Origin of the sequence: Microbacterium sp. MEC084 (assembly GCF_004514465.2) — a bacterium.
GTDB lineage: Bacteria > Actinomycetota > Actinomycetes > Actinomycetales > Microbacteriaceae > Microbacterium.
On record NZ_MYFP02000011.1, the window covers coordinates 1 to 25,870 of the forward strand.

Genomic DNA, 25,870 nt, shown 5'->3' on the forward strand with positions numbered 1-25,870 from the left:
CGGGCTGTTCAAGAACGAAGCCATCCGCGACGACTCCCCATTCCGCAACGGGCCGCTGCGGACCGTCGACGACGTGGAATGGGTCACCGCCGAATGGGTCGACTGGTACAACCACCGGCGCCTGCACTCCACGCTCGGCGATGTCCCGCCCGACGAGTTCGAGGCCGTCTACTACGCTGACCTCGAAACGCCATCCCACCCGGTGCTGGCACCCGCATAGGAGCGGCAGAGAACCGGGGACGCTTCACGTCCCCCTCGGGGCTGAACCGGGACCCATGCAGCGGGCAGTCCCACGACCGCTCGGCCGTGTTCCACTCGAGGATCCCGCCCATGTGGGTGCACACCCCCGACACGCGGCACACCACCCCGTCGATCCGCGCCTCCGCCACGGGATGCCGCCCGTCCCGCACCACATGCCCCTCGCCTTCGGCCAAATCCCCCGATCCGGTCACCGTCCGCACGACCCCGCCAACGAGCGACGCCGCGACGGAGGCCTGGGCCGCCACGAAGTCGACCCCATCCACAAGCCGCAGATGCGGCGAGCGCAGCGCCTCGGCCCAGGGCACGGGCTCGCGCAGGATGTCGCCGGCGATGGTGAGCGCGGCGGCGGGGGCGTTGGTCATGCCCCACTTGTCGAAGCCCGTGGCGGCGTAGATGCGGCCGTTGGTGCCGGGCATCGCGCCCGCGAAGGGGACGCGGCTCACGGTGCGGTAGTCCTGCGCGGCCCACCACGTGACGCGCACGGCGCCGGCGAAGTTGTCGCCGGTCCAGTCGTCGAGCTCGCGCAGCAGCCGGTCGGTCTCGCGCTCGCGCCCGGTGGTGAAGGCGCCGCCGCCGACCACGAGCAGCTCGCGGCCGTCCTCGCCGCGCGCGGTGCGCAGCGACCGCCCCTCGGGGTCCAGCGACAGGAACACCCCGCGCGGCAGCGGCCCGACCACGCGGTACGCGGCCACGAGCGAGCGCGACGGCACCAGCCGGGCGAAGAACGCGGCGCGGTCGATCACGGGCGATCCGGTGGTGACGACCAAGGTCTCGGCGTCGAGCTCGCCGGCCGTGGTCTGGACGACCACTCCCCCGTCCTCGACCTCGGCGCCCTGCACGCGGCATCCGGTCACGATGGTCCCGCCGTGCGAGCGGATCTCGGCCGCGAGCTTGGCGAGCAGGCGCATCGGATGGATCTGCGACTGGCCGTGCATGCGCAGCGCGCGCGTCACGGGGTACGGCAGCCCGGCGTCCTGGCCCTGCGCGAGCACGTCCACGTCCACGCCGACCGCGGCCATCGCCTCGGCCTCCTGGTCGACGGCCCGCTCGCCCTCGGAGGTGGTGGCGTAGGTGACGGCGTCGACCTGCTGGATCGCATCGTGCTCGCCGGCCAGCTCGCGGCGCACCCAGTCCTGCCCGGCGCGGTTCGCCTCGACGTACGCCTCCAGCGCCTCGAGCCCGGCGTGCGACTGGATCTGCGAGTACACCGATCCCTGCAGCAGGCTCAGCTTCGCGGTGGTGTTGCCGGTGGTGGCGGCGCCGACGTCGCGCCCCTCCAACACGGCGACGCGCTGCCCGCGTCGTGCGAGCAGCGCGCCTGTGGCGAGTCCGGCCAGCCCGGCGCCCGCGATCACCACGTCGGTGTTCGCGGGCGGCTGGGCGTCGGTCTGGATGGGCGGCGACGTCAGCCGCCAGAGGGACTGGGGTGCCGTCATCCGGCTCCCGCGGCCGCGAGCGGCGGCTGGGTGGTCGCGCGCGAGACCCCGCGGCGTCCGCCGGGCGGGAAGTGCGCGATCGGCTTGGGTCGCTCGGCGCGGCTCGCGCTCGCGGCGAGCAGGTCGGCGGCCATGAGCAGCACGCTCTGCATCGAGGTGTGCCTGGTCGTGCCGCGGGCGCCCTGCACCCACACGGCCTCATAGCTCGGCTCGTGGTCGTCCGTCGGGATCTGCTCCACGTACGCGATCACACTGGCTGCATCGCACGACGCCACGCTGCGGTCGCACACGCGCCAGGCCCCCTCACCGAGGGGAACGAGCTCGAGTTGGCGATAGTTGTCCATGGTGAGTCACCACCTCCGCATTTAGTGTGCGAAACAAGTGCACCGACTTCCACCGGTTGACACGCGGCGTCAGGCCCGGTAGTGGGTCCAGGCGTCGGTGGCCACGCGTAGGGTCATCCCGTGCTCTACGCCTTCATCGACGAGTCCTACACTGCGGACCGGTACTACGTGGCGGCCGTCGTCGTGAAGGAAGAGCACCTCGGCACGGTCAGCCGCGCGCTCACGGAAGCTCGAGCGTATGCGAAGACGTTCGGCGTCGACGAGGCCCAGATCGAGTTCCACGCTCACGCGCTGATGACCGGACGCAGCGGATGGGAACCAGTGCGCGGCAAGACCCGCGCCGCGCTCGCGATCTACCGCGACGCCCTGACCCGCATGGCCCGACTGCCGGCGACGTTGATCATCCGAGGCGTCGATATCCCCCGGCTGCACGCGCGTTACCGGTATCCGCAGCGCCCGCACGAGCTGACGTTGCGTCACCTTCTCGAGCGAATCGACGACCTCGCGCGCTCGCGTGGCGATGTCGTGACCGTGATCGCCGACGAGATCCAGGATCAGGCGGATCACATCGCGCGCGCCGCCTGGTACCAGCAGAACGGGACGGGTGGATCGCGCTCGAGTCGGCTTGCGCAGATCCAGATGCCGATCGTGTTCGGGTCCTCAGCGGAGTCTCCAGGCATCCAGCTCGCCGATCTGGCGGTCTACCTATACCGACGCCTGGACGCTCACACCGAGACGCATCCGCGGACGGCACGCGAGGTGGAACGCCTCTGGAAGCTCCTGCAGCCGATCTGCCGACACGCCTCACGGTGGGATCCGTAGAAGCACGAAAGCCCCGCGATGCGGGGCCTCCGGCGGACAACGCTCCGGTAACCGGCTCGTCGTCCTTCGACGTTAACACGAATCCCGGACATTGCGGCGTGTCCTGCCGCGATTCATCGGTTCGGATGCTCGCTGACCGAGGGTCGAGCCCCTTTCGGGCGCCCCCGATTGGGCGGACGATGGTGACCAACCGACCCTTCCGCATCAGGAGGCGGACATGAGCACCACGGACGACCCTCGCAACGACCACTACTTCACCTCGCCTGAGCGCATCCAGCGCCACCTGCCGGGCCCGGATGACGTGGACTACGGCTCCTCCCGACATTGGGGCCTGCCCGTCCCCGCCGATGCGTTCCGTCCGGGCGAGTGGGTCGACGACGACCCGCGCGAGGGTCCGCACTGGCGCTGGACGCCCACCGGGACCGAGGGCGGCGAGTTCCACCTCGACACGATCGTGCCGTCGGCGGACACCCGGGGTCAGCCGGGCCGTTCCATCCACGACCCGGAGGGCGGACACTGAAGGCAGAGCTCATCACATCCCCACCACGAACAGGAGGCGGACATGAGCACCGAGGAGAAGGACGCACGGCGACCGCACCGCTTCGGGGACGACCCCGACGAGGTCATGATCGAGACGCAGGCCGGGCTGGCCGCGGCGGGCCTGCCGCCCGGGATCCCGCCGGTGCCGCCCGTGGGACACAACCCCGGGCCCGACGACGTGATGTACATCGGCGAGAACATGGGCACGATGCCGCACTCCGCGGAGGAGTACCGCCCCGCCGAGGTGGATGAGCCCGACACCCGGCACGCCCCGGGCCACTGGGTGCCGAGCGGCATCGGCGAGAGCGGCCGGATCGTCGAGGAGTACATCCCCGGCGCCGACGCGCGCGCCGCCGGCCGCTCGGGCCACCTCGACGGCCCCGCCGACGTGCACAACGTCATCCACCCGCACGTCGGCGCCGTGCGCGAGGACCTCAACCTCGCCACGCCGTCGCAGCGCGTGCAGGGCCTGATCGTGCAGATGGAGGCCGATCTCGCCACCCGCCGGCTCGCGCCGGAGGCAGTGCAGTACGTGCTCGAGGAGCGCCTCGCGCAGGCCGGCATCGAGGCGGACGACGACGAGATCCAGCGGCTGGTGGAGCAGATCACGTCGGAGGCCGCGCCGACCGACGTCGAGCACGGGGAGCCGGGCGCCAGCCGGCGCCTGTGACCCGGGCGCGGGACCGGGCCGGGCGCGGGGATCGCCCGAGAGCGTGCGGACCCCGCGCCTAGGGCGTTCCCGGGCCTGCGTCAACCCCGTTCAGTGCGCGCCGACTGCGGCGGACGATGGGCGCGAACCCATCCCATCCACGAGCAGGAGGCGGACATGAGCACGTACGACGACCAGCCCGACACCCAGGGCACCGACCCCCTCGACGCGGAGCTCGGCGAGGAGGGCCAGGGCGATCTCACCCCCGAGGACGGGCCCGAGCGCTCGGACCAGATCGGTGCCTCGATCATCAACGAGGACCAGGCCCTCGGCGGCCCCGTGCTCACGACCTCGCCCGACCGCGATGCGGGCCTCGCGCCGGGCCCGGATGACGTGGTCTACGAGGGCGACAACGTCGACACCACGCCGTACCCCGCCGACGACTTCCGCCCGGATCCGGATGAGCTCGCCGCCCCGGATGCGACCGGCGGCAGCAGCCTCGAGCAGGGCATGGACCCCTCGCACGCGACCGACGGATGGACGCCGGACGCTCCCGAGACCGAGCAGGATACGGGCGGCGGCGGCGCGGGCACGGTTCCCGCCGGGCGCGAGGGCGCCGACTCGGGCGCGGTCGACAGCGTGAGCGTCGAGGGCACCTCGAGCCCCGACGTCGAGCGCTCGAGCCAGAACGACATCGCGGGCGTCGGCCCGGCCTCGGGTAGCGACGCGGCGTCGGGCGGCGGCGAGGCCGCTCCGTCGGGCTACGAGCCGTCGGGCGCCAACGCCGCCGCGGAGCCGGGCTCCGACCCCCAGGCGGTCGAGGACGCCCCGACGCAACACGGCTCGGCCGATCCGAGCATCGCGGGCGTTCCGGATGCCGTCGGCCCGGGCGGCAGCGGACTGCAGACCGGCACGCGGCAGGACCTCAACGACGCCACGATCGCGCAGCAGGTGCAGGGCATCGTCGTGCAGATGCAGGGCGACCTCGGCACCGACCGCCTCGCGGAGTCGGAGGTGCAGCACGTGCTGGAGGAGCGGCTGACCCAGGCGGGCATCAGCGCCGACGTCGAGCAGATCGAGGAGCTCTCACGACAGATCGTCTCGGGCAGCGCCCCGACCGACGTCGACGAGGGCGAGCCCGGAACCAGCAGCAACCTGTGAGACCGGCCCGGCGGGCGGGGATCGAAACGGCGCTTCCTTCTCCCCGCCCGTCGGTGCCCTCGCTCGGGGCGCCATGCCCCGCCGGATCCCGGGCGGACCCCGGGCGAACACGAAGGGGAAGACATGAGCACTCCCGACCAGGACGCGGACACCCCGCGCGAGGGGTACGGCGTCGAGCGACCGGACGAGCAGTACCGCGGCCGGCAGGACGAGGCCGAGCAGTGGGGCCCGCCCGACAGCGAGTCGCCGCAGACCCCGCGCGAGGGCTACGGCGTCGAGCGCACCGACGACCGCCTCGCCGACGAGGCCTCGGAGGAGGCCTTCGTGGAGGACTCGTCGGACGAGGACGCGGAGCAGTCGTTCGGCCTGCCGCAGGAGTCGGCCGACGGCCAGTCGGCGGACGCCGGCTCGTACGCGCAGTCGGAGCTGCCGGACTCGGACGAGCCGTTCTCGCGCTCGGCGGACTGAGCGCGGGCGTTTCGTCTCCGGCTCCTTCGTCGCCTCCGCTCAACGACCGGGGGACATGCGCGGGTCGTTGAGCGGAGCGAAGCGGAGACGAAACGCCTTGAAGCCCCGCGCCTAGACTGGAACCCATGTCCCACAACGCTTCCGAGGCGACGGCCGGCGTGCGTCCGCCCCGCATCACCGTGCTCGACATCCTGCGATTCGCGTCGGAGCTGGTGGCGATCGCGAGCCTCGCGGTGTGGGGCTTCGCGGCGTGGGACTTCCCGTGGAACATCGTCTTCGGCCTCGGCGCGCCCGCCCTCGCCATCCTGGTGTGGGCCCTGTTCGTCTCACCCAAGGCCGTGTTCTCGGTGCACCCGTTCATCCGGGCGCTCGTCGAACTGCTGGTGTTCCTGTCGGCGACGGTCGCGTGGTGGGCGCTGGGTCAGCCGTGGCTGGGCCTCGGCATCGGCGTGGTCAGCGTCGTGATCGGCGTGCTGCACGGCCGCCGCGAGCTGGCCGCGTAAGCCGTGGCCGACGCCCTCGAGCTGCTGCGCGCCGAGCTCGGACCCCTCGTCGACACCTCTCCCGCCGCGCTCGACGACGCGCGCGCCGACAAATCGGGGCACCGCGCGGCGGCTCCCCCGATCGCGGTCGTGCACGCCGAGTCGGTCGCGCACGTGCAGGCGACCCTCCGCATCGCGAGCGCCACCGGCACGCCGGTCGTGACGCGTGGCGCGGGCACCGGGCTCGCGGGCGCCGCCAACGCCGGCGGCGGCGAGATCGCGCTCTCGGTGCGCCGGATGACGCGCATCCTCGAGGTCTCCCCCGACGACCTGCTCGCGGTGGTCGAGCCGGGCATCCTCAACGCCGAGCTGAACGCGCACCTCGCGCAGCACGGGCTGTGGTGGGCGCCCGACCCGGCCAGCCGCGACATCTCGACCGTGGGCGGCAACATCGCAACGGGCGCCGGCGGGCTGCTGTGCGCCAAATACGGCGTCGTGCGCGACGCGGTGCTCGGCGTCGATGTCGTGCTCGCCGACGGGCGCCTCATCCGGATGGGCCACCGCAGCGTCAAGGGCGTCACCGGCCTCGACCTCACGTCGCTCATGATCGGCTCCGAGGGCACGCTCGGCGTGATCGTCGGCGCGACCCTGAAGCTGCGGCGCCTCGTGCCCGGCACGGTGTGCACGATCGCGGCGACGTTCCCGACCGTCCGCGCGGCCGCGGCCGCGTCGTCGGCCGTCACGGCCTCGGGCATCCAGCCGTCGATCATGGAGCTGATGGACGCCACGAGCCTCGCGGCCGTCCACCGCCTGCTCGCGCTGCCGGCCCCGACGCCCGGCGCCTCGCAGCTGACCATCCAGACCGACGGGCCCGCCGCGGCGGCCGAGGCGGACGCGATCGCCGAGGTGCTGCGCGCCTCCGGCGGCACCGTGGCGCTGACGCACGACCGCGCCGAGGGCGAGCGCCTGCTCGCCATCCGTCGCGCCATGCACCCGGCCATGGAGTCGCTCGGCAACGCCCTGATCGAGGACGTCTCGGTGCCGCGGTCGCAGATGGCCGCGATGTTCGACGAGATCGCGCGCGTCGAGCGCGAGCACGGCGTCGCCATCCCGACCGTCGCGCACGCGGGCGACGGCAACCTGCACCCGAACTTCGTGTTCCAGGGCGAGGACGTGCCTCAGCTCATCTGGGACGCGGCCGACGACCTGTTCCGCGCGGCGATCCGCCTGGGCGGCACGCTCACAGGCGAGCACGGCATCGGCCTGCTCAAGCGCCGCTGGCTCGCGGACGAGCTGGGCGACGACCAGTGGCGCCTGCAGCGCGACATCGCCCGCGTCTTCGACCCTCAGGGGATCCTCAACCCCGGGAAGGTGTTCGAGGAGCGCTGAGGGGCTCGCCCCCCTGTGGTGGTTGAGCGACGAGCGCCAGCGAGGAGTCGAAACCGCCCGGACCGTCCCGCAACGGTGTGCGCCGCGGGGAGGCTCAGCGGGTTTCGACTCGCTTCGCTCGCTCAACCACCACGGGGCGGGCTTCGACTCGCTTCGCTCGCTCAACCCGTTTCGTCTCCGCTCGCTGGCGCTCGCTCCGCTCAACGACCGGGGGGGTGACGTCCGGTCGTTGAGCGGAGCGAAGCGGAGACGAAACGGCTTACAGGCCCTGCCAGGCGGGCTTGTTGGCGTAGGTGTAGCGGTAGTAGTCGGCGTGCGCGAGGCGCGAGGCGGCCGCCTCGTCGACCACGACCGTGACGTGCGGGTGCAGCTGGATCGCCGAGCCGGGCAGCGACGCCGTGACCGGACCCTCCACTGCGCCGGCGACGGCCTCGGCCTTGCCCTCGCCGAACGCGAGCAGCACGAGGTGGCGCGCCTCCAGGATGGTGCCCAGGCCCTGCGTGATGCAGTGCATCGGCACGTCGTCGATCGAGTCGAAGAAGCGGGCGTTGTCCTCGCGGGTCTGCTGCGTCAGGGTCTTGACGCGCGTGCGCGACGCGAACGACGATCCGGGCTCGTTGAAGCCGATGTGGCCGTCGGTGCCGATGCCGAGGATCTGCAGGTCGACGCCGCCGGCCTCCGCGATCGCGGCCTCGTAGTCCTCACCGTGGTGCTCGATGCCCTCGAGCGAGCCGTCCGGCACGCGGATGCGGGCGGGGTCCAGGCCGAGGGGCTCGACGACCTCGCGCGTGATGACCGAGCGGTAGCTCTCGGGGTGCGCCGGGTCGATGCCGACGTACTCGTCCAGGGCGAAGCCGCGCACCTGCGACAGGTCCACGCCCTCGAGGCGCGGGCGCAGGGCCTCGTAGACCGGGAGCGGCGTCGATCCGGTGGCCAGGCCGAGCACGGCGTCGGGGCGGCGCGCGATGAGCTTCGCGATCTCGTCGGCGACGAGCTCTCCGGCGGCGGTCTTGTTCGGGACGATGACGATCTCAGCCATGCAGCACGCCTCTTTCGGGTGGGGATGACGCGAGCCGAGCGCCCGGCGCGCACGCCCCGATCCTAGGGCGGAGGCGCACGCGTGTCCCGTTCGCGGCCGTCCCGATGATCGAACGAAAGCCGCCGCGCAACCCCCTTCGGCCGGTCGCGACCGGGTGTTAGCGTCGCGCACATGCCTCTCGCACTGCTGCCGTGGCCCGCATCCGTGACCGTCGTCGAGGGCCCGCCGCTGCGGACCGCACCGGGATCGCGGCGCGAGATCGCCGACCGGCTGGCGGATCGGGCGGAGCTCACGTTCGCCGAGGGGCACGGGTTCGAGGGATACCTGCTGCTCGTGAGCGCGAACGGCGTGCGCGTCGAGACGTCCACCCAGGCCGGCGCGTTCTACGCGCGGCAGACCCTCGCGCAGCTGATCGAGTTCGACGAGCAGGGCCCGCTGCTGCCGGCGGTCGAGATCCGCGACGCCCCGCGGTTCGCCTACCGCGGGCTGATGCTCGACGTCGTGCGGCACTTCCATCCGGTCGAGACGGTCGAGGCCGTGATCGACCGCGCCGCGTCGCTCAAGCTCAACGCCCTGCACCTGCACCTCACCGACGACCAGGGCTGGCGGCTGCAGCTGCGTTCGCATCCCGAGCTCGCCGAGCACGGCTCGGGCAGCGAGCTGGGCGGCGGCCCCGGCGGCTCCTACACGCTCGAGGACTGGCGGCGCATCGTCGACTACGCCGCCACCCGCCACATGATCGTGGTGCCCGAGTTCGACCTGCCCGGCCACACGCACGCCGTCGGCCTCAGTCACCCGGAGCTCGTGGCCGAGCCGGTGATCACGGACGAGGTGCGTCGGGTGGCGGAGGAGTCCGGCGGCGGGCTGCCCGCGAACGGCACGCCCTACACGGGCGCCGCGGTGGGGTTCTCGTCCCTGCGGCGCGACGCCGAGGGCCTGGAGGATCTCCTGCGCGACGTGCTCGGCGAGATGGCGGCCATGACCCCGGGCCCGTATCTGCACTTCGGCGGCGACGAGGCGCTCGGCACCGACCCCGCCGACTTCGGCGCGGTCGTGGAGCTCGCGGCGGGCATCATCGCCGAGAACGGCAAGACCCCGATCGCGTGGCACGAGGCGAGCGCCGCCGACCTGCCGCGCGGCTCCGTCGCGCAGTACTGGGGCTTCCGCAGCCCGGGCGACGAACAGGCCGAGCGCGCCCGCGCGTTCGTCGAGCGCGGCGGCCGGCTCATCCTGTCGCCCGCCGACGCGATCTACCTCGACATGAAGTACGACGCCGAGACGCGCATCGGGCTGACCTGGGCCGACGGCCCGACCAGCGTCGAGCGCTCGTACGCGTGGGACCCGGCGGCCGTGATCTCGGATGTGCCGGAGTCGGCGATCCTGGGCGTCGAAGCATGCCTGTGGAGCGAGACCGTCGCGGACCTCGCGGACATCGACACCCTGATGTTCCCGCGCGTGGGTTCGGCGGCTGAGGCCGGATGGTCGGCCCCCGCCGGCACCGAGCAGCGCACATGGGAGTCGTTCCGCGAGCGCGTCGCGGGCCTCGGACCGGCATGGGCCGAGGCGGCGATCGCGTTCCACCGCAGCCCCGAGATCGACTGGCACTGAGCATCGGGCGCGCCCGCTGACCGGGCCCGGATCGGCGGATGCTCAGCGCATCGTAGTGACTTCGTAACGAATCCCGCCGCCCGGGCGCGTCGCCCGACCGTACCCTGATATGACGGCTCATTCTGCCGACTCGGCTTGTCGAGCCAACCAGGGGGTTAATCGTGACGGACGTGGCGACCAGGCCGGAGGGCACCACTGACGACGGCGGCGATGCCGCCGCCACCGCCGTGATCGCGGAGCAGCCGCGCGTCGAATGGGCGCCGGCCGAGCCGCAGAAGAAGCGTCGGCTGGGTCTCTGGCTGGGCCTCGGCATCCCGACCGGCGTCGTCGCCGCGGGCGCTGTCGCCGCCTCGCTCGTCCTGATCGCGCCCGGCGTGACCGCCGCGGGCGTGCCCGTCGGCGGCATGACGCCCGGCGCGGCCGCCGAGGCGATCAGCGCCGAGCTCGCCTCGACCGAGTTCACGGTCGGCGACGCCACCCTCACGGGCGAGGAGCTGGGCCTGTCGATCGACGCCCAGGCGCTCGCATCCGAGACGTTCGACACCTACCCCGCCTGGAACCTCGGCGCGTGGGGCACCGGCGAGACCGCCGCGGCCGTCACGATCGACGCCGAGCAGGCCGCCGTCGCGCTGCGCGAGGCGCTGCCCGCGATGTACACCGACTCCGTCAACGCGCAGGTCGTGCTCGACGAGGAGAGCGGCCGCTTCACCGTCACGCCCTCGGAGCCCGGCCAGGGCATCGACGTCGAGGCGATCGCCGCGAGCGCCACCGACGCGATCGCCGCCGGCACCACGACCATCGAGCCGCAGCAGACCGAGGTCGAGGCCGCCGCCACGACCGAGGAGGCCGAGGCCTTCGCCGCGAAGCTCAACGAGCAGGCCGACACGGCCGGCTTCTACCTGCAGGACGAGCGCGCGCACGGCGTGCCGCTGCGCACGATCGCCGGCTGGATGGACATCCAGGCCGACCCGACAACGGGAGACTTCGTCGTCACGCCCGACGTCGCCGCGATCGACGAGGCCATCAAGAACCTGCCCGAGCAGGTCAACCAGGACGTCGTCGACGAGAAGGTCGTCACCAACTCGGCGGGCGAGCACCTGCGCGTGATCCAGGAGGGCCAGGACGGCTTCGGCATCACGTCGACCGACGGCGTCTCGGGCCAGATCGCGGACTCGCTCAAGGGCGGCGACCTGCGCTTCGAGCTCGAGGGCGAGGTGGTGAAGTTCCAGACCCAGGAGCTGTTCCGCCGCGTCGAGGTCGACAAGAGCGCCGGCATGACCTACATGTACGAGAACGAGAAGCTGGTGGCCTCGTACGCGGTCGCGATCGGCCGCGGCGGCGTGCACGACGGCATCCAGACCGAGACGCAGACCGGCCACTTCACGGTCTACGGCCAGCTGACCAGCCAGGACATGGGCTCCTGCAACCCGGACGGCACCGTCAAGGAGGGCGGCAAGTTCGGCTACTGCACCGCGGACGTCCCTCACGTCACCTACTTCAACGGCGACCAGGGCTTCCACGGCACCTACTGGCACAACAACTTCGGCGCCGGCGCCCGCATGAGCCACGGCTGCGTCAACATGACCCGCGCGGCCGCCGAGCACATGTACTACTTCGCGCAGACCGGCACCGAGGTGTGGGTGCACGACTGAGCGGATCGTCATCCGGGAGTTCCCGGATGCACGTGCCCACCCGAGCGGTTAGCCTGACGATATGACGCTGAACCTGGTCGAGCTCTCGCCCGCGACGATCGTCGCGGTCAACACCATGTCGCTGAAGCCCGGCCAGGAGGAGTTCCTCGCCCCGATCTCCTACAGCATCGCCGCCACGGTGATCGACCCCGCCAAGGCGTGGCAGCGCGTGGCCGTCGACGGCGACGAGGTCGTCGGCTTCATCAGCGCGAGCTTCGACGAGGACGCACCGCACGAGCACTTCAAGTCGGTGCTGCTGCGCATCAACGTCGACGCCGACGACCAGGGACGCGGCATCGGCCGCTTCCTGGTCGAGGCGCTGGTCGACGAGGTCCGCCGCCGCGGCCTCGACCACATCACGGTCATGTACGAGGCCGGTGAGGGCGGACCCGAGGCGTTCTTCCACCGTGTCGGCTTCACACCCGTGGGTGAGACGGAGTACGGTGAGGTGGTGGCCGAGATCCGCGTCTGATCGACGCGCCTGCCACGGGGGAACACACGCTTTTCGACTGAATCGTCGGCGCCGCCAAAGACGTCTGCGCTGAATCATGCCGGCGGCGGGGTCTCGAATCCCCCTCCCCCATCGAGACCCCGTCGCCATCCTCTTTTTCAGAAGCGGTCGCACGCGTGCGGGCGCCCTTCGCGAGCGAGAACGTCGCTGACGCTCCGTTCGGCAGCGCTTCGCTCGCACGACGGTAGATGTGGGATCTGGGTGTGGTCGTTGAGCGACGAGCGCCAGCGAGGAGTCGAAACGGCGCCGAAGCTCCCGGCCGGCCGGGGACGCTCAGCCACGATTCGACTCCGCTCCTTCGTCGCTCCGCTCAACGACCGCAGGAGGGATCCCCGGTCGTTGAGCGGAGGCGCGCCAGCGCCGGAGACGAAACGCACGCCACCCGTGGTCGTTGAGCGACGAGCGCCAGCGAGGAGTCGAAACGGCGCCGAACCGACCCAGCCGACCGGGGACGCTCAGTCACGTTTCGACTCCGCTCCTTCGTCGCTCCGCTCAACGACCGCAGGAGGGATCCCCGGTCGTTGAGCGGAGCGAAGCGGAGACGAAACGGGCTGTGCGAGCGGAGCGAGTCGAAGCCGCTCCGTCCGCCCGCTACACCAGGCTCTCGCGCCAGGCGGCGTGGAGCTGCGCGAACTTGCCGTCGCCCGCGATCAGGGCGGCCGGGGCGTCGTCCTCGATCACGCGGCCGTGCTCCATCACGAGCACGCGGTCGGCGATCGCGACCGTCGAGAGGCGGTGCGCGATGATGATCGCCGTGCGGTCCGCGAGCAGCGTCTGCAGCGCATCCTGGATCGCCCGCTCCGACGGGATGTCCAGCGACGCCGTGGCCTCGTCCAGGATCAGCACCGCCGGGTCGGCCAGGAACGCGCGCGCGAACGAGATCAGCTGGCGCTGCCCCGCCGAGACCCGGCCGCCGCGCTTGTTGACGTCGGTGTGGTACCCGTCCGGCAGGCCCTGGATGAACGCGTCCGCGCCGACCGCCTTGGCGGCCTCCACGATCTCGTCGAACGTCGCATCCGGCCGCCCGAGCGCGATGTTGTCCGCCACCGTGCCGCTGAACAGGTACGCCTCCTGCGTCACCATGACGATCGCGCGGCGCAGGTCGCGCGGGTGCAGATCGCGCAGGTCGACGCCGTCCAGCGTCACGCGGCCCACGCTCGGGTCGTAGAACCGCGACACGAGCTTGGCGAGCGTCGACTTGCCCGCGCCGGTCGTTCCGACGAGCGCCACCGTCTGCCCGGCCGGGATGTCGAGCGAGAACTCCGGCAGGACGATCCGGCCCGTCCCGTACGCGAACGTGACGTCCTCGAAGCGCACGTGGCCCCGCGCCTCCGGCAGCTCCACCGGCGCGGTCGGATCCGGCACCGTGGGCTCCTCCTCGAGCACGCCCGACACCTTCTCGAGCGCCGCGGAGGCCGCCTGGAACGAGTTCAGGAACATGGCCACCTCCTGCAGCGGGCTGAAGAAGTTGCGCACGTACAGCACCGACGCCAGCAGCAGGCCGACGGAGAACTCGCCCCATGTGATCCGGATGCCGCCCCACAGCACCACGAGGCCGATCGAGAAGGCCGAGATCGACATCAGGCTGGGCTCGAACACCCCGAACAGCCGGATCGAGCGCATGTTGACGTCGCGGTACTCGAGCGCCAGGTCGCCGAACTGCTTCTCGTTGCGCGGCTCGGTGCGGAACGCCTTGCCCGCGCGGATGCCCGTCATGGTCTCGACGAACTTCACGATCACCTTGGCGCTCACCACGCGCGAGACCCGGTATGTGCGCTGCGACGACAGGTAGAACCAGCGCATCAGGATCGCGAGCGGCACACCCGCGGCGACCAGCACGAGGCCCGACTGCCAGTCGACGATCATCAGCGCGATGAACGTGAACGCGCCGTACAGCGCGCCGTTCACGAGCTGCGTGAGGCCGCCGTTGAGCAGCTCGCGGATCGTGTCGAGGTCGCTGGTCTGGCGCGAGATGATCCGGCCCGACGTGTACGACTCGTGGAACTCGAGGCTCAGCAGCTGCGTGTGGCGGAACACCCGCGTGCGCAGGTCGAGCAGCACGTTCTGGGTCACGCGCGCCGCGAGGATGTCGTACCAGGCCAGCAGCAGGGCGCCGCCGATCGCGGTCGCGACGTACGCGCCGCCCACGAGCCACGCCGGGCCCCAGTCGGCCCGCTCGATCACGGCGGGCAGCGCCGTGTTCAGCCCGATGCCGAGCAGCGCCGGGCCGAGCACGCGCACGCCGGTCTGCGCCACGACCACGACCGCGACCAGGATGACCTGGGCCTTGAGCGGCGCGAGCAGCGACATCAGCAGGCGCAGCGAGCGGCGGCGGATCGCCCGGCTCTCCTCGCGCGTGTAGTCGGAGCGGTCCTCGCCCGCGGTTCCCTGCACGGTGCTGCTCATCGCGCGGCCTCCTCGTCCTTCTCGCCCGCGATCACGTCGAGATCCGCGGTGGGGCCTGGATCGTCGAAGGGAGACCTGTCGTTGCGCCACGCCTCCTCCTGCTCCACCTCGCGCTCGAAGCTCGAGATCACGGAGCGGTAGTGCGCCGACCGGGCCATCAGCTCGGCGTGCGTGCCGACGGCCGTGATCCGGCCGCCCTCGAGCAGCGCGACGCGGTCCGCGAGCGCGACCGTCGACGGACGGTGCGCCACGATCAGCGCCGTGGTGCCGGCGAGCACGCGGCGCAGCTCGGCCTGCACGCGCTCCTCGGTGTCCACGTCGAGCGCCGACAGCGGGTCATCCATCACGATCACCGCGGGGCGCGCGGCGACCGCGCGGGCCAGGGCCAGGCGCTGGCGCTGTCCGCCCGAGAGCGACAGACCCTCCTCGCCGATCAGCGTGTCCGCACCATCGGGCAGGTCGTCGACGAACGCGGCCTGCGCGACGTCCAGCGCCTCGCGCAGCACACGGTCCGCCTCCGGCGAGCGTGGGTCGAGGTCGTCGCGTCCGAGCAGGACGTTGTCGCGCACCGAGGCGGAGAAGAGCGTCGCGTCCTCGAACGCGGTCGCGATGATCCGCCGCAGGTCGACCAGGCGCAGGTCGCGCACGTCGACGCCGTCGATCGTGACGCGGCCGCCCGTGACGTCGTACAGACGCGTGGGCAGCGTCGTGAGCGTGGTCTTGCCCGATCCGGTCAGCCCGACGAGCGCCATGGTCTCGCCCGGGCGCACCTCGAGGTCGATGCCGTTCAGCAGGTCCGGCTCGGCCGATCCGGCGTCCTGGTAGCGGAAGTGCACGCCCTCGAACGCCAGCGCGCCGCGCGGCTCGGCGATCTCGACCGGGCGCTCCGGGTCGGTGATCGTGTTCTGCGCGTCGAACACCTCGAAGATGCGGTCGGTGGCCGTGCGGGCGTCCATCATGAACGCGAACAGGAACCCGATCGACTCGATCGGCCAGCGCAGGATGGTCACCATCGCGAAGTACGCGAACAGCTGGTCCACGCCGATCCGCCCGAGCGATGCGAGCCAGATGCCCATGATGAGGCTGACCGCGAACGCGAACTCCTGCATGAACACGAGCCAGAACTCGATGCGCGCGATCGCGCCGGCCTTGCGCATCTCGGTGTCGCGCAGCGTCTGGGCCTGGCCCGTGAAGCGGCGCAGCGCGTGCGGGCCGCGCCCGAAGGCCTTGAGCACGCGGATGCCGTGCACGCTCTCCTCGACGCTCGTGGCGAGGTCACCCTGCTGGTCCTGGCTGAGGCGCGTGAGCGTGCCGTACTCGCGCTCGAACAGGAAGCCCTGGATCCACATCGGGATACCCGAGGCGACGAACACGGCGGCGAGCGCCCAGTGCCACTGGAACAGCAGCACGGCGCCGATGACGACCGTGAGCACGTTGACCACGAGCAGGATGAGGCCGAACGCGAGCCAGCGGCGGATGAGGCCGATGTCCTGCATCATGCGGCTGAGCAGCTGACCCGACTGCCACCGGTCGTGGAACGCGACGGGGAGGTGCTGCAGGCGTGCGTAGAACGTGCGACGCAGGTCGTACTCGACGTACGTGGCCGGGGCGACGACGAGCCAGCGGCGCAGGTAGACCATGAGCGCCTCGGCGAGGCCCAGCCCGAGCACGGCGAGCGCGCCCCATACGACCGCCGTGGTCTCGCCGGAGGCGATGGGGCCGCCGACCACCCACTCGAGGGCGATCGGGATCATCAGGGCCATGAGCGCCGCGCCGAGCGCGGTCACCGCGCCGAGCGCGAGGCGCGGCAGCACGGGACGGGCGAACTCGAGCAGGCGGAGCAGCGCCCGTGCCGTGGACAGACGGGGCGCGGACGGGCGCGGGGAAGGACTGGACATGTTCCTCGTGGGAGTCAGAGAAAGGCCGGATCGGCGGAGCCTTCCAGCCTATTGAGCTTCGAGCGCGCGCCGCAATGGCGATATGAGGCGGCGCGGCGCCCCTCTCGACGCTACCGCTGTGTGGGAGCACCGGCTCCGTCGCGCACCATCCCCGAGGTGGTTGAGCGAGGGAGAGCCAGCGACCGACCCGTGGTGGTTGAGTGAGGGAGCGCCAGCGACCGACCCGTGGTGGTTGAGCGAGGGAGCGCCAGCGACCGAGTCGAAACCCAGGAACCGCCCCGCGGCCCCTACTCCCCCGCCTCGCGCGCGAGCAGGGCCCGCTTCACGTCGAGGCCCCACGCGAACCCGCCGAGCGTCCCGTCGCCGCGCAGCACGCGGTGGCACGGCACGAACAGCGCGGGAGCGTTGCGCGCGCAGATCGAGGCCGCAGCCCGCACCGCGCGGGGCGATCCGAGCGCCGCCGCGAACTCCGTGTACGTCAGGGGCGCGCCCGGCGCGATCCGCCGCAGGGCCGACCATCCGGCCGCCTGCAGCTCGGTGCCGCGCTGGCGCACCGTCACGGCGTCGATCGCCGCGAGGTCGCCCGCGTAGTACGCGCGTACGGCGTCGGCGGCGCCGGTCTCGCCGTCGCGGACGTCCGCGGGGCGCAGCGCCGGGTGGATGCGGGCGAGCATCGCGTCGGGGTCGGCGGTCCAGCCCGAGGCGAGCACGGCGCCGTCCGCGTCGACGACGAGCGTGAATGCGCCGTCGGCGGTCTCGAGGGTCTGGATGGTGGCGGTCATGATGCCTCCTCGGCGGGCTTGAGCGGCTTTGACCGGTCTTGGGGGTCGAGACTGGTGCTCCCGGCGCCAGTCTCGACGCCCGGGACCAGTCTCAGCGGGGTGGTCGGCGCGGATCCGGCGGGGCCGGCGGCGAGGCGCCACAGGTGCATGGACAGGTACGAGCGCCACGGGGCCGTGCGGGCGGCCCACGCGGCAAGCTCGCGCGGCTCCGCGGGGATGCCCGCCCGCGCGGCGCCGGTGCGCAGGGCGACGTCACCCGTGAGGACGACGTCGGGGTCGCCCGTCACGCGCATGCGCACGTAGTCCGCGGTCCAGGCGCCGACGCCCGGCAGGGCCATGAGGGCGGCGCGCTGCGCGACGGCGTCGTCGCCGGTGGTCAGCGCGAGGTCGCCCGAGGCCAGCGCCGCGGCCGCCCCGGTGATGGCCCGGATGCGCGCGGCCGGGCCGCGCAGCACCTCGGGACCCCGCTCGGCGATGGCGGCCATGGTGGGGAACAGCAGGCGCTGCTCGCCCGCCAGCTCGATGCGCTCGCCCAGCGCCTCCGCGAGGCGCGTGAGGTGGGTGCGGGCCGCCGCCACGGAGATCTGCTGGCCGACCATGGCGCGGATGAGCAGCTCGTGCGGATCGGCCGTGCCCGGGAGCCGGATGCCCGGGCTGTCCGCCACGTGCGGCGCGAGCTCCGGATGGCGCCGGAGCGCCTCGTCGATCGCGAGCGGGTCGGCGTCCAGGTCGAACAGCCGGCGGGCACGGGAGACCAGGGTCGACAGGTCGGCCAGGCTCTCGAGCTTCGCCTCGAGCCGCAGGCGACCGCCGCGGTGGCTCAGACGGAACCACGCCGCGCCGTGCGGCAGCCGCAGCGTGCGGGCGAACGACGCCTCGTCGCCCTCCTCCACGCCAGGCAGCGCGCGCACGGACATCCACGCGAACAGCCCAGTCGGGTCGAACGGCTCGCGGTAGGGCAGCGCGAGGTCGATGCCCGTCGGCGCGTCCACGGCCGCGCCGCGGCGGCGCGCGCGCAGCTCGGTCGGGGTCATCCCGAACACCTCGCGCACGGTGTCGTTGAACTGCCGCACGCTCGCGAAGCCGGCCGAGAACGCCACATCCGCCGCGGGCAGGTCCGTGCCGACGAGCAGCAGCCGGGCGGTGTGCGCCCGGTGCGCGCGGGCGAGGGCGAGCGGACCCGCGCCCAGCTCGGCGGCGAGCAGCCGCGTGAGGTGGCGCGACGAGTACCCGAGCCGGCCGGCGAGGCCCGACACGCCCTCGCGCTCGACCACGCCGTCGGCGATCAGCCGCATCGCGCGGCCCGCGACGTCGCCGCGCACGTTCCAGTCGGGCGACCCGGGCGCCGCCTCGGGCAGGCACCGCTTGCACGCGCGATACCCGGCCTCGTGCGCCGCGGCGCTCGTGGGGAAGAACGTGACGTTCTCCTCCTTCGGCGTCCGCGCGGGGCACGACGGCCGGCAGTAGATGCCCGTCGACCGCACGGCGGTCACGAACTGCCCGTCGAACCGCACATCGCGCGACGAGATCGCCGCGTACCGCTCGGCGAAGGTCATGTCCGGGGCCATGCCTCGATCCTGACACGCCGGACGGCGAACGGCTGGCGGTTTTCGGACATGGCGCTTGCGCGGCGAAACACCGCGAGGTTGCACTCGAAGGAGTGCAACCTCGCGGGGTGGAGCCGGCTCAGTGGAAGAAGTGGCGCTCGCCCGTGAAGAACATCGTGACGCCGCGCTCGCGGGCCAGGGCGATGGTCTCCTCGTCGCGGACCGAGCCGCCCGGCTGGATGATCACCTTCACGCCGGCGTTCATCAGCACCTCGGGGCCGTCCGAGAACGGGAAGAACGCGTCCGACGCCGCGATCGATCCGGCGGCGCGGTCGCCGGCGCGCTCGACCGCCAGGCGGCACGAGTCGACGCGGTTCACCTGGCCCATGCCGACGCCGACCGTGGCGCCGTTCTTCGCGAGCACGATCGCGTTCGACTTGACCGCGCGGCACGCCTTCCACGCGAACACGAGGTCCTGCACCGACACGTCCTCGGGCACCTCGCCCGCGACGAGCTGCCAGTCCTTCGCGACCGACTCGAAGTCGTCCTCGGGGAAGCGGTCGGCATCCTGCAGCAGCAGGCCGCCCGACACGAGGCGGACGTCCATCCGCTCCTGCTGCCAGTCCTCCGGCAGCTTCAGCAGGCGCAGGTTCTTCTTGTCCTTGAACACCTCGAGCGCGGCCGGCTCGAAGTCGGGCGCCACGATCACCTCGGTGAAGATGTCGCGCAGGTTCTCGGCCATCTTGAGCGTGACGGGGCGGTTCGCCGCGATCACGCCGCCGAACGCCGACACCGGGTCGCACTCGTGCGCGCGCAGGTGGGCGCTGGCGATCGGGTCGAGCGCGCTCGGCGCGGCGACCGCGATGCCGCACGGGTTGGCGTGCTTGATGATCGCGACGGCCGGCAGCACCATGTCGTACGCGGCGCGCAGGGCGGCGTCGCCGTCGACGTAGTTGTTGTACGACATCTCCTTGCCTTGCAGCTGCGTGGCCTGGGCGATGCCGTGGCCGCCGACGCGCGAGTAGATCGCGGCGCGCTGGTGCGAGTTCTCGCCGTAGCGCAGGTTCGACAGCTTCTCGGCCTGGATCGTCAGGTGGTCGGGCAGGTCGACCTCGCCCGCGATGGTCTCCTCGGCGAACCACTGCGCCACGGCGGTGTCGTACGACGCCGTGTGCGCGAACGCGCGCGCCGCGAGCTCCCGACGCTGCGACAGCGACGTGCCGCCCTTGCCGACCGCCTGGATGATCGACGGGTACGACTCGGGCGAGACGACGATCGCGACGTTCGCGAAGTTCTTCGCCGACGCGCGCACCATGGCCGGGCCGCCGATGTCGATCTGCTCGACCACGTCGTCGCCCTGCGCGCCCGAACGCACGGTCTCGACGAACGGGTACAGGTTCACGACCACGAGCTCGAACGGCGCGATGCCGAACTCGCCCAGCTGCGCCTCGTGGCTCTCGAGACGCAGGTCGGCGAGCAGGCCGCCGTGCACGTTCGGGTGCAGCGTCTTGACGCGCCCGTCGAGCATCTCGGGGAAGCCCGTGACGCTCGCGACATCCGTCACGTCGTAGCCCGCGTCGCGGATCGTGGCGGCGGTCGATCCGGTCGACACCATCTCGACGCCCGCGCCCGCGAGCGCCTCGGCCAGCACCAGCAGGTCGGTCTTGTCGCTGACGGAGATCAGCGCGCGCCGGATCGGCACCACATCGCGATCGCGATACAGCGAGGGGTCGTGACGGGGGCCGGCCATGGGTGCTCCTTGTGGATCGGGCGGGTGGGTTGCGGGATCAGGGATGCGCGGCGGGATCGAGCTCGCCGGTCGCGATGCGGCGCACGACGTCGATCAGCAGGCGGCGCTCGACGGGCTTGATGCGCTCGTGCAGGGTGTCCTCGGTGTCGCCCGGCAGGACGGGGATGCGCTCCTGCGCCAGGATCGGGCCGGTGTCGACGCCGTCGTCCACGACGATCACGCTCGCGCCGGTCTGCGCGACGCCGGCCGCGAGCGCGTCGCGCACGCCGTGCGCTCCGGGGAACTCGGGCAGGTACGCCGGGTGCGTGTTGATGATGCGCGGCTGCCACTTCGCCACCAGAGAGGCGGGCAGCAGGCGCATCAGGCCGCTCAGCACGATCAGGTCGGGCCGGATGTCGTCGAGCCGGCGCCCGAGCTCGGCGGCCCACTCCTCGCGCGACGCGAAGTCGCGGAACGGCACGACGAAGGTCGGGATGCCGAACTCCTCGGCGTGGGCCAGGCCCGCCGCGTCGCGATCGGCGCCGACGGCGACGATGCGGGCGGGGTATCCGGGGTCCTCCGCCGCCTCGAGGAGGGCACGGAGATTCGAGCCCGTGCCCGAGATGAGAACGGCGACCGACAGCACGGTGCTAGTTTCTCACGCCGGACGCATCCGCTCGGGCAAGGGTTGTCTTTGCTTCCCCTTGCGGAGCCACACCATCGCTGCGCCGGGCGCGGGTGCGGTTCAGCGGGCCGCGGGCTCATCCTGGCGGGCCTGCGCGAAGTAGAGGGCGGTCGCCTCTGCGCGGCTCGAGACGCCGAGCTTGCGGTACACATTGGCCAGGTGGAACTTGACGGTGTTCTCGCTGATGGTCAGCTCCGCCGCGATCTCCCGGTTGCGCAGGCCAGCTGCGACCCGCACCAGGATCTCCTGCTCGCGCGCCCCGAGCGCCCAATCCGCGGGGAGTCCGGCCGGTGCGTGCGGCGGATCCAGCGGGATGACGATGGACAGGTCGGTCCCCCACCCGGGCGTCGCGTCCAGCGCGATGCGCCCGCGCAGCGCCTGGATGCGGTCCTCGACCAGCTGGTACTGGATCGATTCGCGGGACAGTCCTCCCTCGCCGTCGTCGCGCATGTCGATCAGGAGGTTCTTGCCGTCGCAGTCCCACTGCACGCGCACCCGCCCCACCTCGGGGTCGTCGAGCATGGCCAGGATCGTCCCGCGCACCACCGCCCGCGCCCCGTGCGCGACCTCGCTGGGGAGAGGACGCCCGTCGAGCGGCGGCTCGACGAACTGCATGTCGATCTCGCGGTAGCGCACGAGCGGGCCCAGATCGTCGCGCAGCCGCTCGAACGCCGTCGTGACGGGCTCCTCCGCGACCGTCCGGACACGGTCGCTCACCGTGCGCAGGTGGACGAGCCCCGCCGCCGCGATGCCGGTCGCGGTCGTGCGCGCCGCGGCGTCGTCGAGCGCCCGCGAGCGCAGCGCCGCGAGCACGGTCTCGAGAGTGGTCGAATACTCGTCCGCGAGCTCGGTGAGAGCCTCCATCCGCTCTCCCGCCGACATCCGGGCCAGGCGCAGCCAGCTCGGCGGAGCGGTGTCCGCGAGCCGCTGCACCCGAAGGCTCACGATGTTCCAGAGGTCGAGCACCGCCCGCTCGCCCTCCGCGTCGCAGGTGGGGCCGGCGAGCGCCAGCAGCGCGCCGTTGCGCGACAGGGCGAGCAGCACCTCCTCGGCAGCGCCCTCCGCAACCATCGTGTCGCGCCGGACCGTGCCGGGTGACATACGGCGGCGCATCTCGACGAGATCGAGATACGGGACCTGATCGAGGACGGACGACTCTCCGGCGCCGCGTCGATGCCCGCCATCGACATCCGCGGCGAGGATCGTCAGCGCCCGGTGGCCGGCGCCAGGCGCGAGCAGGCGGGACAGCGCCGCCGGCAGCTCCCTGATGGGCCCGTGGATCACCTCGGACAGCTCACGAAGCGTCTCCATCCGCATCCCCTCCTCGGGGCACGAGCCTAGACCTACCCGTTCGGGTGGGGGAAACGGCCCGTCAGGGTGATCGTGTCCCCTGGGCGGGCCCGAGAGGCTCGTCATGCAACCACCCGCACACAGATCGGAGGGCGAAGATGCCTAGGAACAGAGCTGTTGTCTACAAGGGTCCGGGAGAGGTGGAGGTCGTCGACACCGCTTACCCCGAGTTCGAGCTGAAGGACGGGCCGGGGGTCAACCCCGCGAACGTGGGCCGCAAGGTGCCGCACGGCGCGATCCTGCGCACGGTGAGCACCAACATCTGCGGCTCGGACCAGCACATGGTGCGCGGCCGCACGACCGCCCCGGCCGGGCTGGTGCTCGGCCACGAGATCACGGGCGAGGTCGTCGAGGTCGGCCCCGACGTCGAGTTCATCAAGGTCGGCGACATCGTGTCGGTGCCGTTCAACATCGCCTGCGGGCGCTGCCGCAACTGCAAGGAGGGCAAGACCGGCATCTGCCTGAACGTGAATCCGGATCGCCCCGGCTCGGCGTACGGGTACGTCGACATGGGCGGCTGGGTGGGCGGGCAGGCCGAGTACGTGCTCGTCCCCTACGCCGACTGGAACCTGCTGAAGTTCCCCGACCGCGACCAGGCGCTCGAGAAGATCCTCGACCTGACGATGCTGTCCGACATCTTCCCGACCGGCTTCCACGGCGCGTACACGGCCGGCGTCGGCCCCGGCTCGACCGTGTACATCGCGGGCGCCGGACCGGTCGGCATCGCCGCGGCCGTGGGGGCGCAGCTCCTGGGCGCCGCGGTCGTCATCGTCGGCGACCTGAACCCCGATCGGCTGGCCGCCGCGCGGGCGATCGGCTGCGAGACGGTCGACGTGTCGCAGGGCGATCCGAAGGACCAGATCGAGCAGATCCTGGGGGTGCCCGAGGTCGACGCCGGCGTCGACGCCGTCGGCTTCGAGGCGCGCGGCCACGGCGCGGACGCATCGCACGAGGCGCCCGCGACGGTCCTCAACTCGCTCATGGACCTCACGGCGGCGGGCGGCGCGATCGGCATCCCGGGGCTCTACGTCACGGGCGACCCGGGCGGGATCGACGAGGCGGCGCAGCACGGCTCGCTGTCCCTGCGGCTCGGGCTCGGCTGGGCGAAGTCCCTGTCCTTCACGACCGGGCAGTGCCCCGTGATGCGCTACAACCGCAAGCTGATGCAGGCCATCCTGCACGACAAGGTGCAGATCGCGAAGGCCGTGAACGCCACGCCGATCTCGCTCGAGGACGCACCCCGCGGCTACGCGGAGTTCGATCAGGGCGCGGCGAAGAAGTTCGTGCTCGACCCCAACGGCTACATCAAGGCCGCCTGACCCAGAAGGAGAGTCCATGTCCGTCACCCTCGAGGACGCCCGTCGCATCATCGCCGCCGCCGAGACGCGCGCGGACGAGATCGGCCAGCCCATGAACATCGCGGTCGTCGACGCCGGCGGCAATCTCGTGTCGCACGTGCGTCAGGACGGCGCGTGGATCGGCAGCATCGAGATCTCGATCAGCAAGGCCTGGACGTCCCGGGCGTTCGACATCTCGACGAAGGACCTGGGCGACAACGCGCAGCCCACGCAGCAGTTCTTCGGCATCCACACGACGAACGCGCACGGCCGCGGGGTCGCGATCTTCGCGGGCGGCGTGCCGCTTCGCCGCGACGGAGTCGTGGTGGGCGCCGTCGGCGTGAGCGGCGGCTCGGGGGAGCAGGACCAGACCGTCGCGGAGGCCGGCGCCGCCGCGCTCTGACCGCCCGCGCATGCGAGGGGTCGTCCCGCCGGGGCGGCCCCTCAGCGCGTGCGGGCGTGGTCGGCGTCCTCGTCCGCCCAGCCGGAGGCGAGGCGGTCGAGGCGGGAGGTGTAGGAGCGCGGGGTCAGCAGCAGGGTCGCGGCGCCGAGGAGCACTTCGAGGCCGACGGCGAGCGCGACGGCGCCCGGCTCGGGTCCGACGTGCGCCAGCCGGTCCGGGCCCATGGAGCCCGACGTGAGCGCCGCGATGAGCGCTCCGCCCGCGCCCGCGATCAGCGCGATGCCGGCGGCGAGGAGCGCTCGCGGGGCCACCGGCTCGTGGTCGGCGCCCTCGGCGCGGGCCTCGGCGCGGAAGGCCGTGCGCACGCCCCATCCGGCGAGCGCGCCCGCGACGACCGGCGCGAGCACGGACAGCAGCAGCAGCGGCGATCCGTTCTCCGGCAGCAGGCCCAGCATGGGGACGCCGGGCAGCACTCCGAGCTGCGTGGCGACCGGGGTGACGCCGGTGCCCGCCCCCAGCGCGAAGCCCGGCCCGGCCATCCAGGCCACGGCCCAGCCGATCATGGTGGGCAGGTAGGCGAGCTGCGCGAGCGTGAGCAGGATGGCGCCCAGCAGGTCAACCTGCGAGGCCTCGTACAGCGCGATCGCCTCGCCGCCGCGCAGCGGGACCGCGACCGCGATGGCGAGCGCGGCGAAGCCGATCACGCCCGCGAGGGCGATCCCGCCGCCGCGGGCCGCGAGCGCGGGCAGCTCGCGCCATCCGCTCGGCAGCCGGTCGGCGAGGTCGTGCAGACGATCGACGAGGCCCTCGTCGCCCTCACTCCAGGCTCCCGTCACGGCGCCCAGCAGCATCGGGACGGCGTACACGAGCGTGGGCAGCAGCACCGCGAGCCACGGGTCGACGGCGGCGACGGGGTTGCCGGCCGTGACGTTCGCGATCAGGGCCGCGAGCGCGGTCGTGCCGGTGCCGGCCGCGACACCCGTCAGCCAGCGCCCCGATCCGAGCGCGCGTCGTCCGGATCGCGCGGCGAAGACCGCGACGAGCACCGCGAACGCCAGCGGCGCGAGCGACAGGACGAACGATCCGGCGCCCTCCGGCAGGCCGGTCTCGACGAGGAAGTCGTCATGAAGGGTGAGCGCCAGCGGCACGAGGTTGCCCAGCTGCCAGATGCGCACGGTGGCGGGCCAGAGCCCCTGCCAGTCGGCGACGCCGCCGAACGTGAACACCCACATCAGCAGCAGCGGCACGAGCACGGCCGCGAGCCCCACGATCGCCGCCACGGCGGCATCCAGAGCAGCGAGCAGGGCGACGAGCAGGCGATGCATGACGGAT

General features: G+C 72.4%; 23 protein-coding genes and 1 pseudogene. 13 read left to right on the plus strand and 11 right to left on the minus strand.

Annotation, left to right across the window (positions count from 1 at the left end):
- Positions 1-73: 73 nt before the first annotated feature.
- Positions 74-220 (plus strand): integrase core domain-containing protein, encoded by a 147-nt coding sequence (locus B5M43_RS10220; protein WP_374198165.1) that lies wholly within the window; start codon positions 74-76, stop codon positions 218-220.
- Positions 221-251: 31 nt separating this feature from the next.
- On the opposite strand, the pseudogene B5M43_RS10225 reads toward B5M43_RS10220, so the two are convergent.
- Positions 252-1,697, minus strand: a pseudogene (locus B5M43_RS10225) (FAD-dependent oxidoreductase); the annotation flags it as partial.
- Positions 1,694-1,948 carry a hypothetical protein gene (locus B5M43_RS10230; protein WP_230667935.1) on the minus strand — a complete coding sequence of 85 codons (255 nt, stop codon included), beginning with the start codon at positions 1,946-1,948 and terminating at the stop codon, positions 1,694-1,696. The gene B5M43_RS10230 and the pseudogene B5M43_RS10225, both read right to left, overlap by 4 nt.
- 213 nt (positions 1,949-2,161) lie before the next feature.
- Here B5M43_RS10230 and B5M43_RS10235 point away from each other — a divergent pair, with 213 nt between their 5' ends.
- The 7 genes from B5M43_RS10235 (at position 2,162) to B5M43_RS10265 (ending at position 7,552) form a co-directional block, all read left to right on the plus strand.
- A complete protein-coding gene (locus tag B5M43_RS10235) occupies positions 2,162-2,863 on the plus strand; it encodes a DUF3800 domain-containing protein (RefSeq protein WP_055992460.1) in 702 nt (233 codons plus the stop codon).
- Between the two features lie 217 nt (positions 2,864-3,080).
- On the plus strand, positions 3,081-3,383 hold the full coding sequence (locus B5M43_RS10240; protein ID WP_055992457.1) for a hypothetical protein: 303 nt from the start codon (positions 3,081-3,083) through the stop codon (positions 3,381-3,383).
- A 42-nt stretch (positions 3,384-3,425) separates the two neighbouring features.
- Complete coding sequence (locus B5M43_RS10245) at positions 3,426-4,073, plus strand: hypothetical protein (RefSeq protein WP_055992454.1); 648 nt, start codon at positions 3,426-3,428, stop codon at positions 4,071-4,073.
- A gap of 156 nt (positions 4,074-4,229) precedes the next feature.
- A complete protein-coding gene (locus B5M43_RS10250) occupies positions 4,230-5,213 on the plus strand; it encodes a hypothetical protein (RefSeq protein WP_134746659.1) in 984 nt (327 codons plus the stop codon).
- Between the two features lie 123 nt (positions 5,214-5,336).
- Positions 5,337-5,681 carry a hypothetical protein gene (locus tag B5M43_RS10255; RefSeq protein WP_134746657.1) on the plus strand — a complete coding sequence of 115 codons (345 nt, stop codon included), beginning with the start codon at positions 5,337-5,339 and terminating at the stop codon, positions 5,679-5,681.
- 125 nt (positions 5,682-5,806) lie between these two features.
- A complete protein-coding gene (locus B5M43_RS10260; RefSeq protein ID WP_134746655.1) occupies positions 5,807-6,184 on the plus strand; it encodes a YrdB family protein in 378 nt (125 codons plus the stop codon).
- A gap of 3 nt (positions 6,185-6,187) precedes the next feature.
- The gene (locus tag B5M43_RS10265; RefSeq protein ID WP_134746653.1) at positions 6,188-7,552 is read left to right on the plus strand and encodes an FAD-binding oxidoreductase; all 1,365 of its coding nucleotides are present in this window, start codon (positions 6,188-6,190) and stop codon (positions 7,550-7,552) included.
- A 259-nt stretch (positions 7,553-7,811) separates the two neighbouring features.
- Here B5M43_RS10265 and nagB read toward each other — a convergent pair whose 3' ends face one another.
- Positions 7,812-8,591 (minus strand): glucosamine-6-phosphate deaminase, encoded by a 780-nt coding sequence (nagB, locus tag B5M43_RS10270; RefSeq protein ID WP_134746651.1) that lies wholly within the window; start codon positions 8,589-8,591, stop codon positions 7,812-7,814.
- Between the two features lie 171 nt (positions 8,592-8,762).
- On the opposite strand from nagB, the gene B5M43_RS10275 reads away from it, so the two are divergent.
- The 3 genes from B5M43_RS10275 (at position 8,763) to B5M43_RS10285 (ending at position 12,362) form a co-directional block, all read left to right on the plus strand.
- Positions 8,763-10,199: a family 20 glycosylhydrolase gene (locus B5M43_RS10275; RefSeq protein WP_134746649.1), complete on the plus strand. Its 1,437-nt coding sequence runs from the start codon at positions 8,763-8,765 to the stop codon at positions 10,197-10,199.
- Between the two features lie 161 nt (positions 10,200-10,360).
- Positions 10,361-11,851: a L,D-transpeptidase family protein gene (locus tag B5M43_RS10280; RefSeq protein ID WP_055992430.1), complete on the plus strand. Its 1,491-nt coding sequence runs from the start codon at positions 10,361-10,363 to the stop codon at positions 11,849-11,851.
- Between the two features lie 61 nt (positions 11,852-11,912).
- Positions 11,913-12,362, plus strand: a complete 450-nt coding sequence (locus tag B5M43_RS10285; protein ID WP_055992427.1) for a GNAT family N-acetyltransferase — start codon at positions 11,913-11,915, stop codon at positions 12,360-12,362.
- Positions 12,363-12,992: 630 nt separating this feature from the next.
- Here the strand turns inward: B5M43_RS10285 and B5M43_RS10290 are convergent.
- The 7 genes from B5M43_RS10290 to B5M43_RS10320 form a co-directional block, all read right to left on the minus strand.
- Positions 12,993-14,807 carry an ABC transporter ATP-binding protein gene (locus B5M43_RS10290; protein ID WP_134746647.1) on the minus strand — a complete coding sequence of 605 codons (1,815 nt, stop codon included), beginning with the start codon at positions 14,805-14,807 and terminating at the stop codon, positions 12,993-12,995.
- On the minus strand, positions 14,804-16,705 hold the full coding sequence (locus B5M43_RS10295; RefSeq protein WP_134746645.1) for an ABC transporter ATP-binding protein: 1,902 nt from the start codon (positions 16,703-16,705) through the stop codon (positions 14,804-14,806). The genes B5M43_RS10290 and B5M43_RS10295 overlap by 4 nt, the downstream gene beginning before the upstream one ends.
- 287 nt (positions 16,706-16,992) lie before the next feature.
- A complete protein-coding gene (locus tag B5M43_RS10300) occupies positions 16,993-17,487 on the minus strand; it encodes a methylated-DNA--[protein]-cysteine S-methyltransferase (RefSeq protein WP_134746643.1) in 495 nt (164 codons plus the stop codon).
- Complete coding sequence (locus tag B5M43_RS10305; protein ID WP_230667942.1) at positions 17,484-19,055, minus strand: AlkA N-terminal domain-containing protein; 1,572 nt, start codon at positions 19,053-19,055, stop codon at positions 17,484-17,486. The genes B5M43_RS10300 and B5M43_RS10305 overlap by 4 nt, the downstream gene beginning before the upstream one ends.
- Positions 19,056-19,173: 118 nt before the next feature.
- Positions 19,174-20,784, minus strand: a complete 1,611-nt coding sequence (gene purH / locus B5M43_RS10310; protein ID WP_055992417.1) for a bifunctional phosphoribosylaminoimidazolecarboxamide formyltransferase/IMP cyclohydrolase — start codon at positions 20,782-20,784, stop codon at positions 19,174-19,176.
- Positions 20,785-20,821: 37 nt separating this feature from the next.
- Complete coding sequence (gene purN / locus B5M43_RS10315) at positions 20,822-21,409, minus strand: phosphoribosylglycinamide formyltransferase (protein ID WP_134746641.1); 588 nt, start codon at positions 21,407-21,409, stop codon at positions 20,822-20,824.
- A 99-nt stretch (positions 21,410-21,508) separates the two neighbouring features.
- A complete protein-coding gene (locus B5M43_RS10320) occupies positions 21,509-22,759 on the minus strand; it encodes a LuxR C-terminal-related transcriptional regulator (protein WP_230667945.1) in 1,251 nt (416 codons plus the stop codon).
- A gap of 137 nt (positions 22,760-22,896) precedes the next feature.
- Between B5M43_RS10320 and fdhA the strand changes: the two genes are divergently transcribed.
- A complete protein-coding gene (gene fdhA / locus B5M43_RS10325; protein ID WP_134746637.1) occupies positions 22,897-24,117 on the plus strand; it encodes a formaldehyde dehydrogenase, glutathione-independent in 1,221 nt (406 codons plus the stop codon).
- Between the two features lie 16 nt (positions 24,118-24,133).
- Positions 24,134-24,538 (plus strand): heme-binding protein, encoded by a 405-nt coding sequence (locus B5M43_RS10330; RefSeq protein ID WP_134746635.1) that lies wholly within the window; start codon positions 24,134-24,136, stop codon positions 24,536-24,538.
- A gap of 41 nt (positions 24,539-24,579) precedes the next feature.
- Here B5M43_RS10330 and B5M43_RS10335 read toward each other — a convergent pair whose 3' ends face one another.
- Positions 24,580-25,863: a DUF6350 family protein gene (locus B5M43_RS10335; protein WP_205829530.1), complete on the minus strand. Its 1,284-nt coding sequence runs from the start codon at positions 25,861-25,863 to the stop codon at positions 24,580-24,582.
- Between the last annotated feature and the right edge of the window lie 7 nt (positions 25,864-25,870).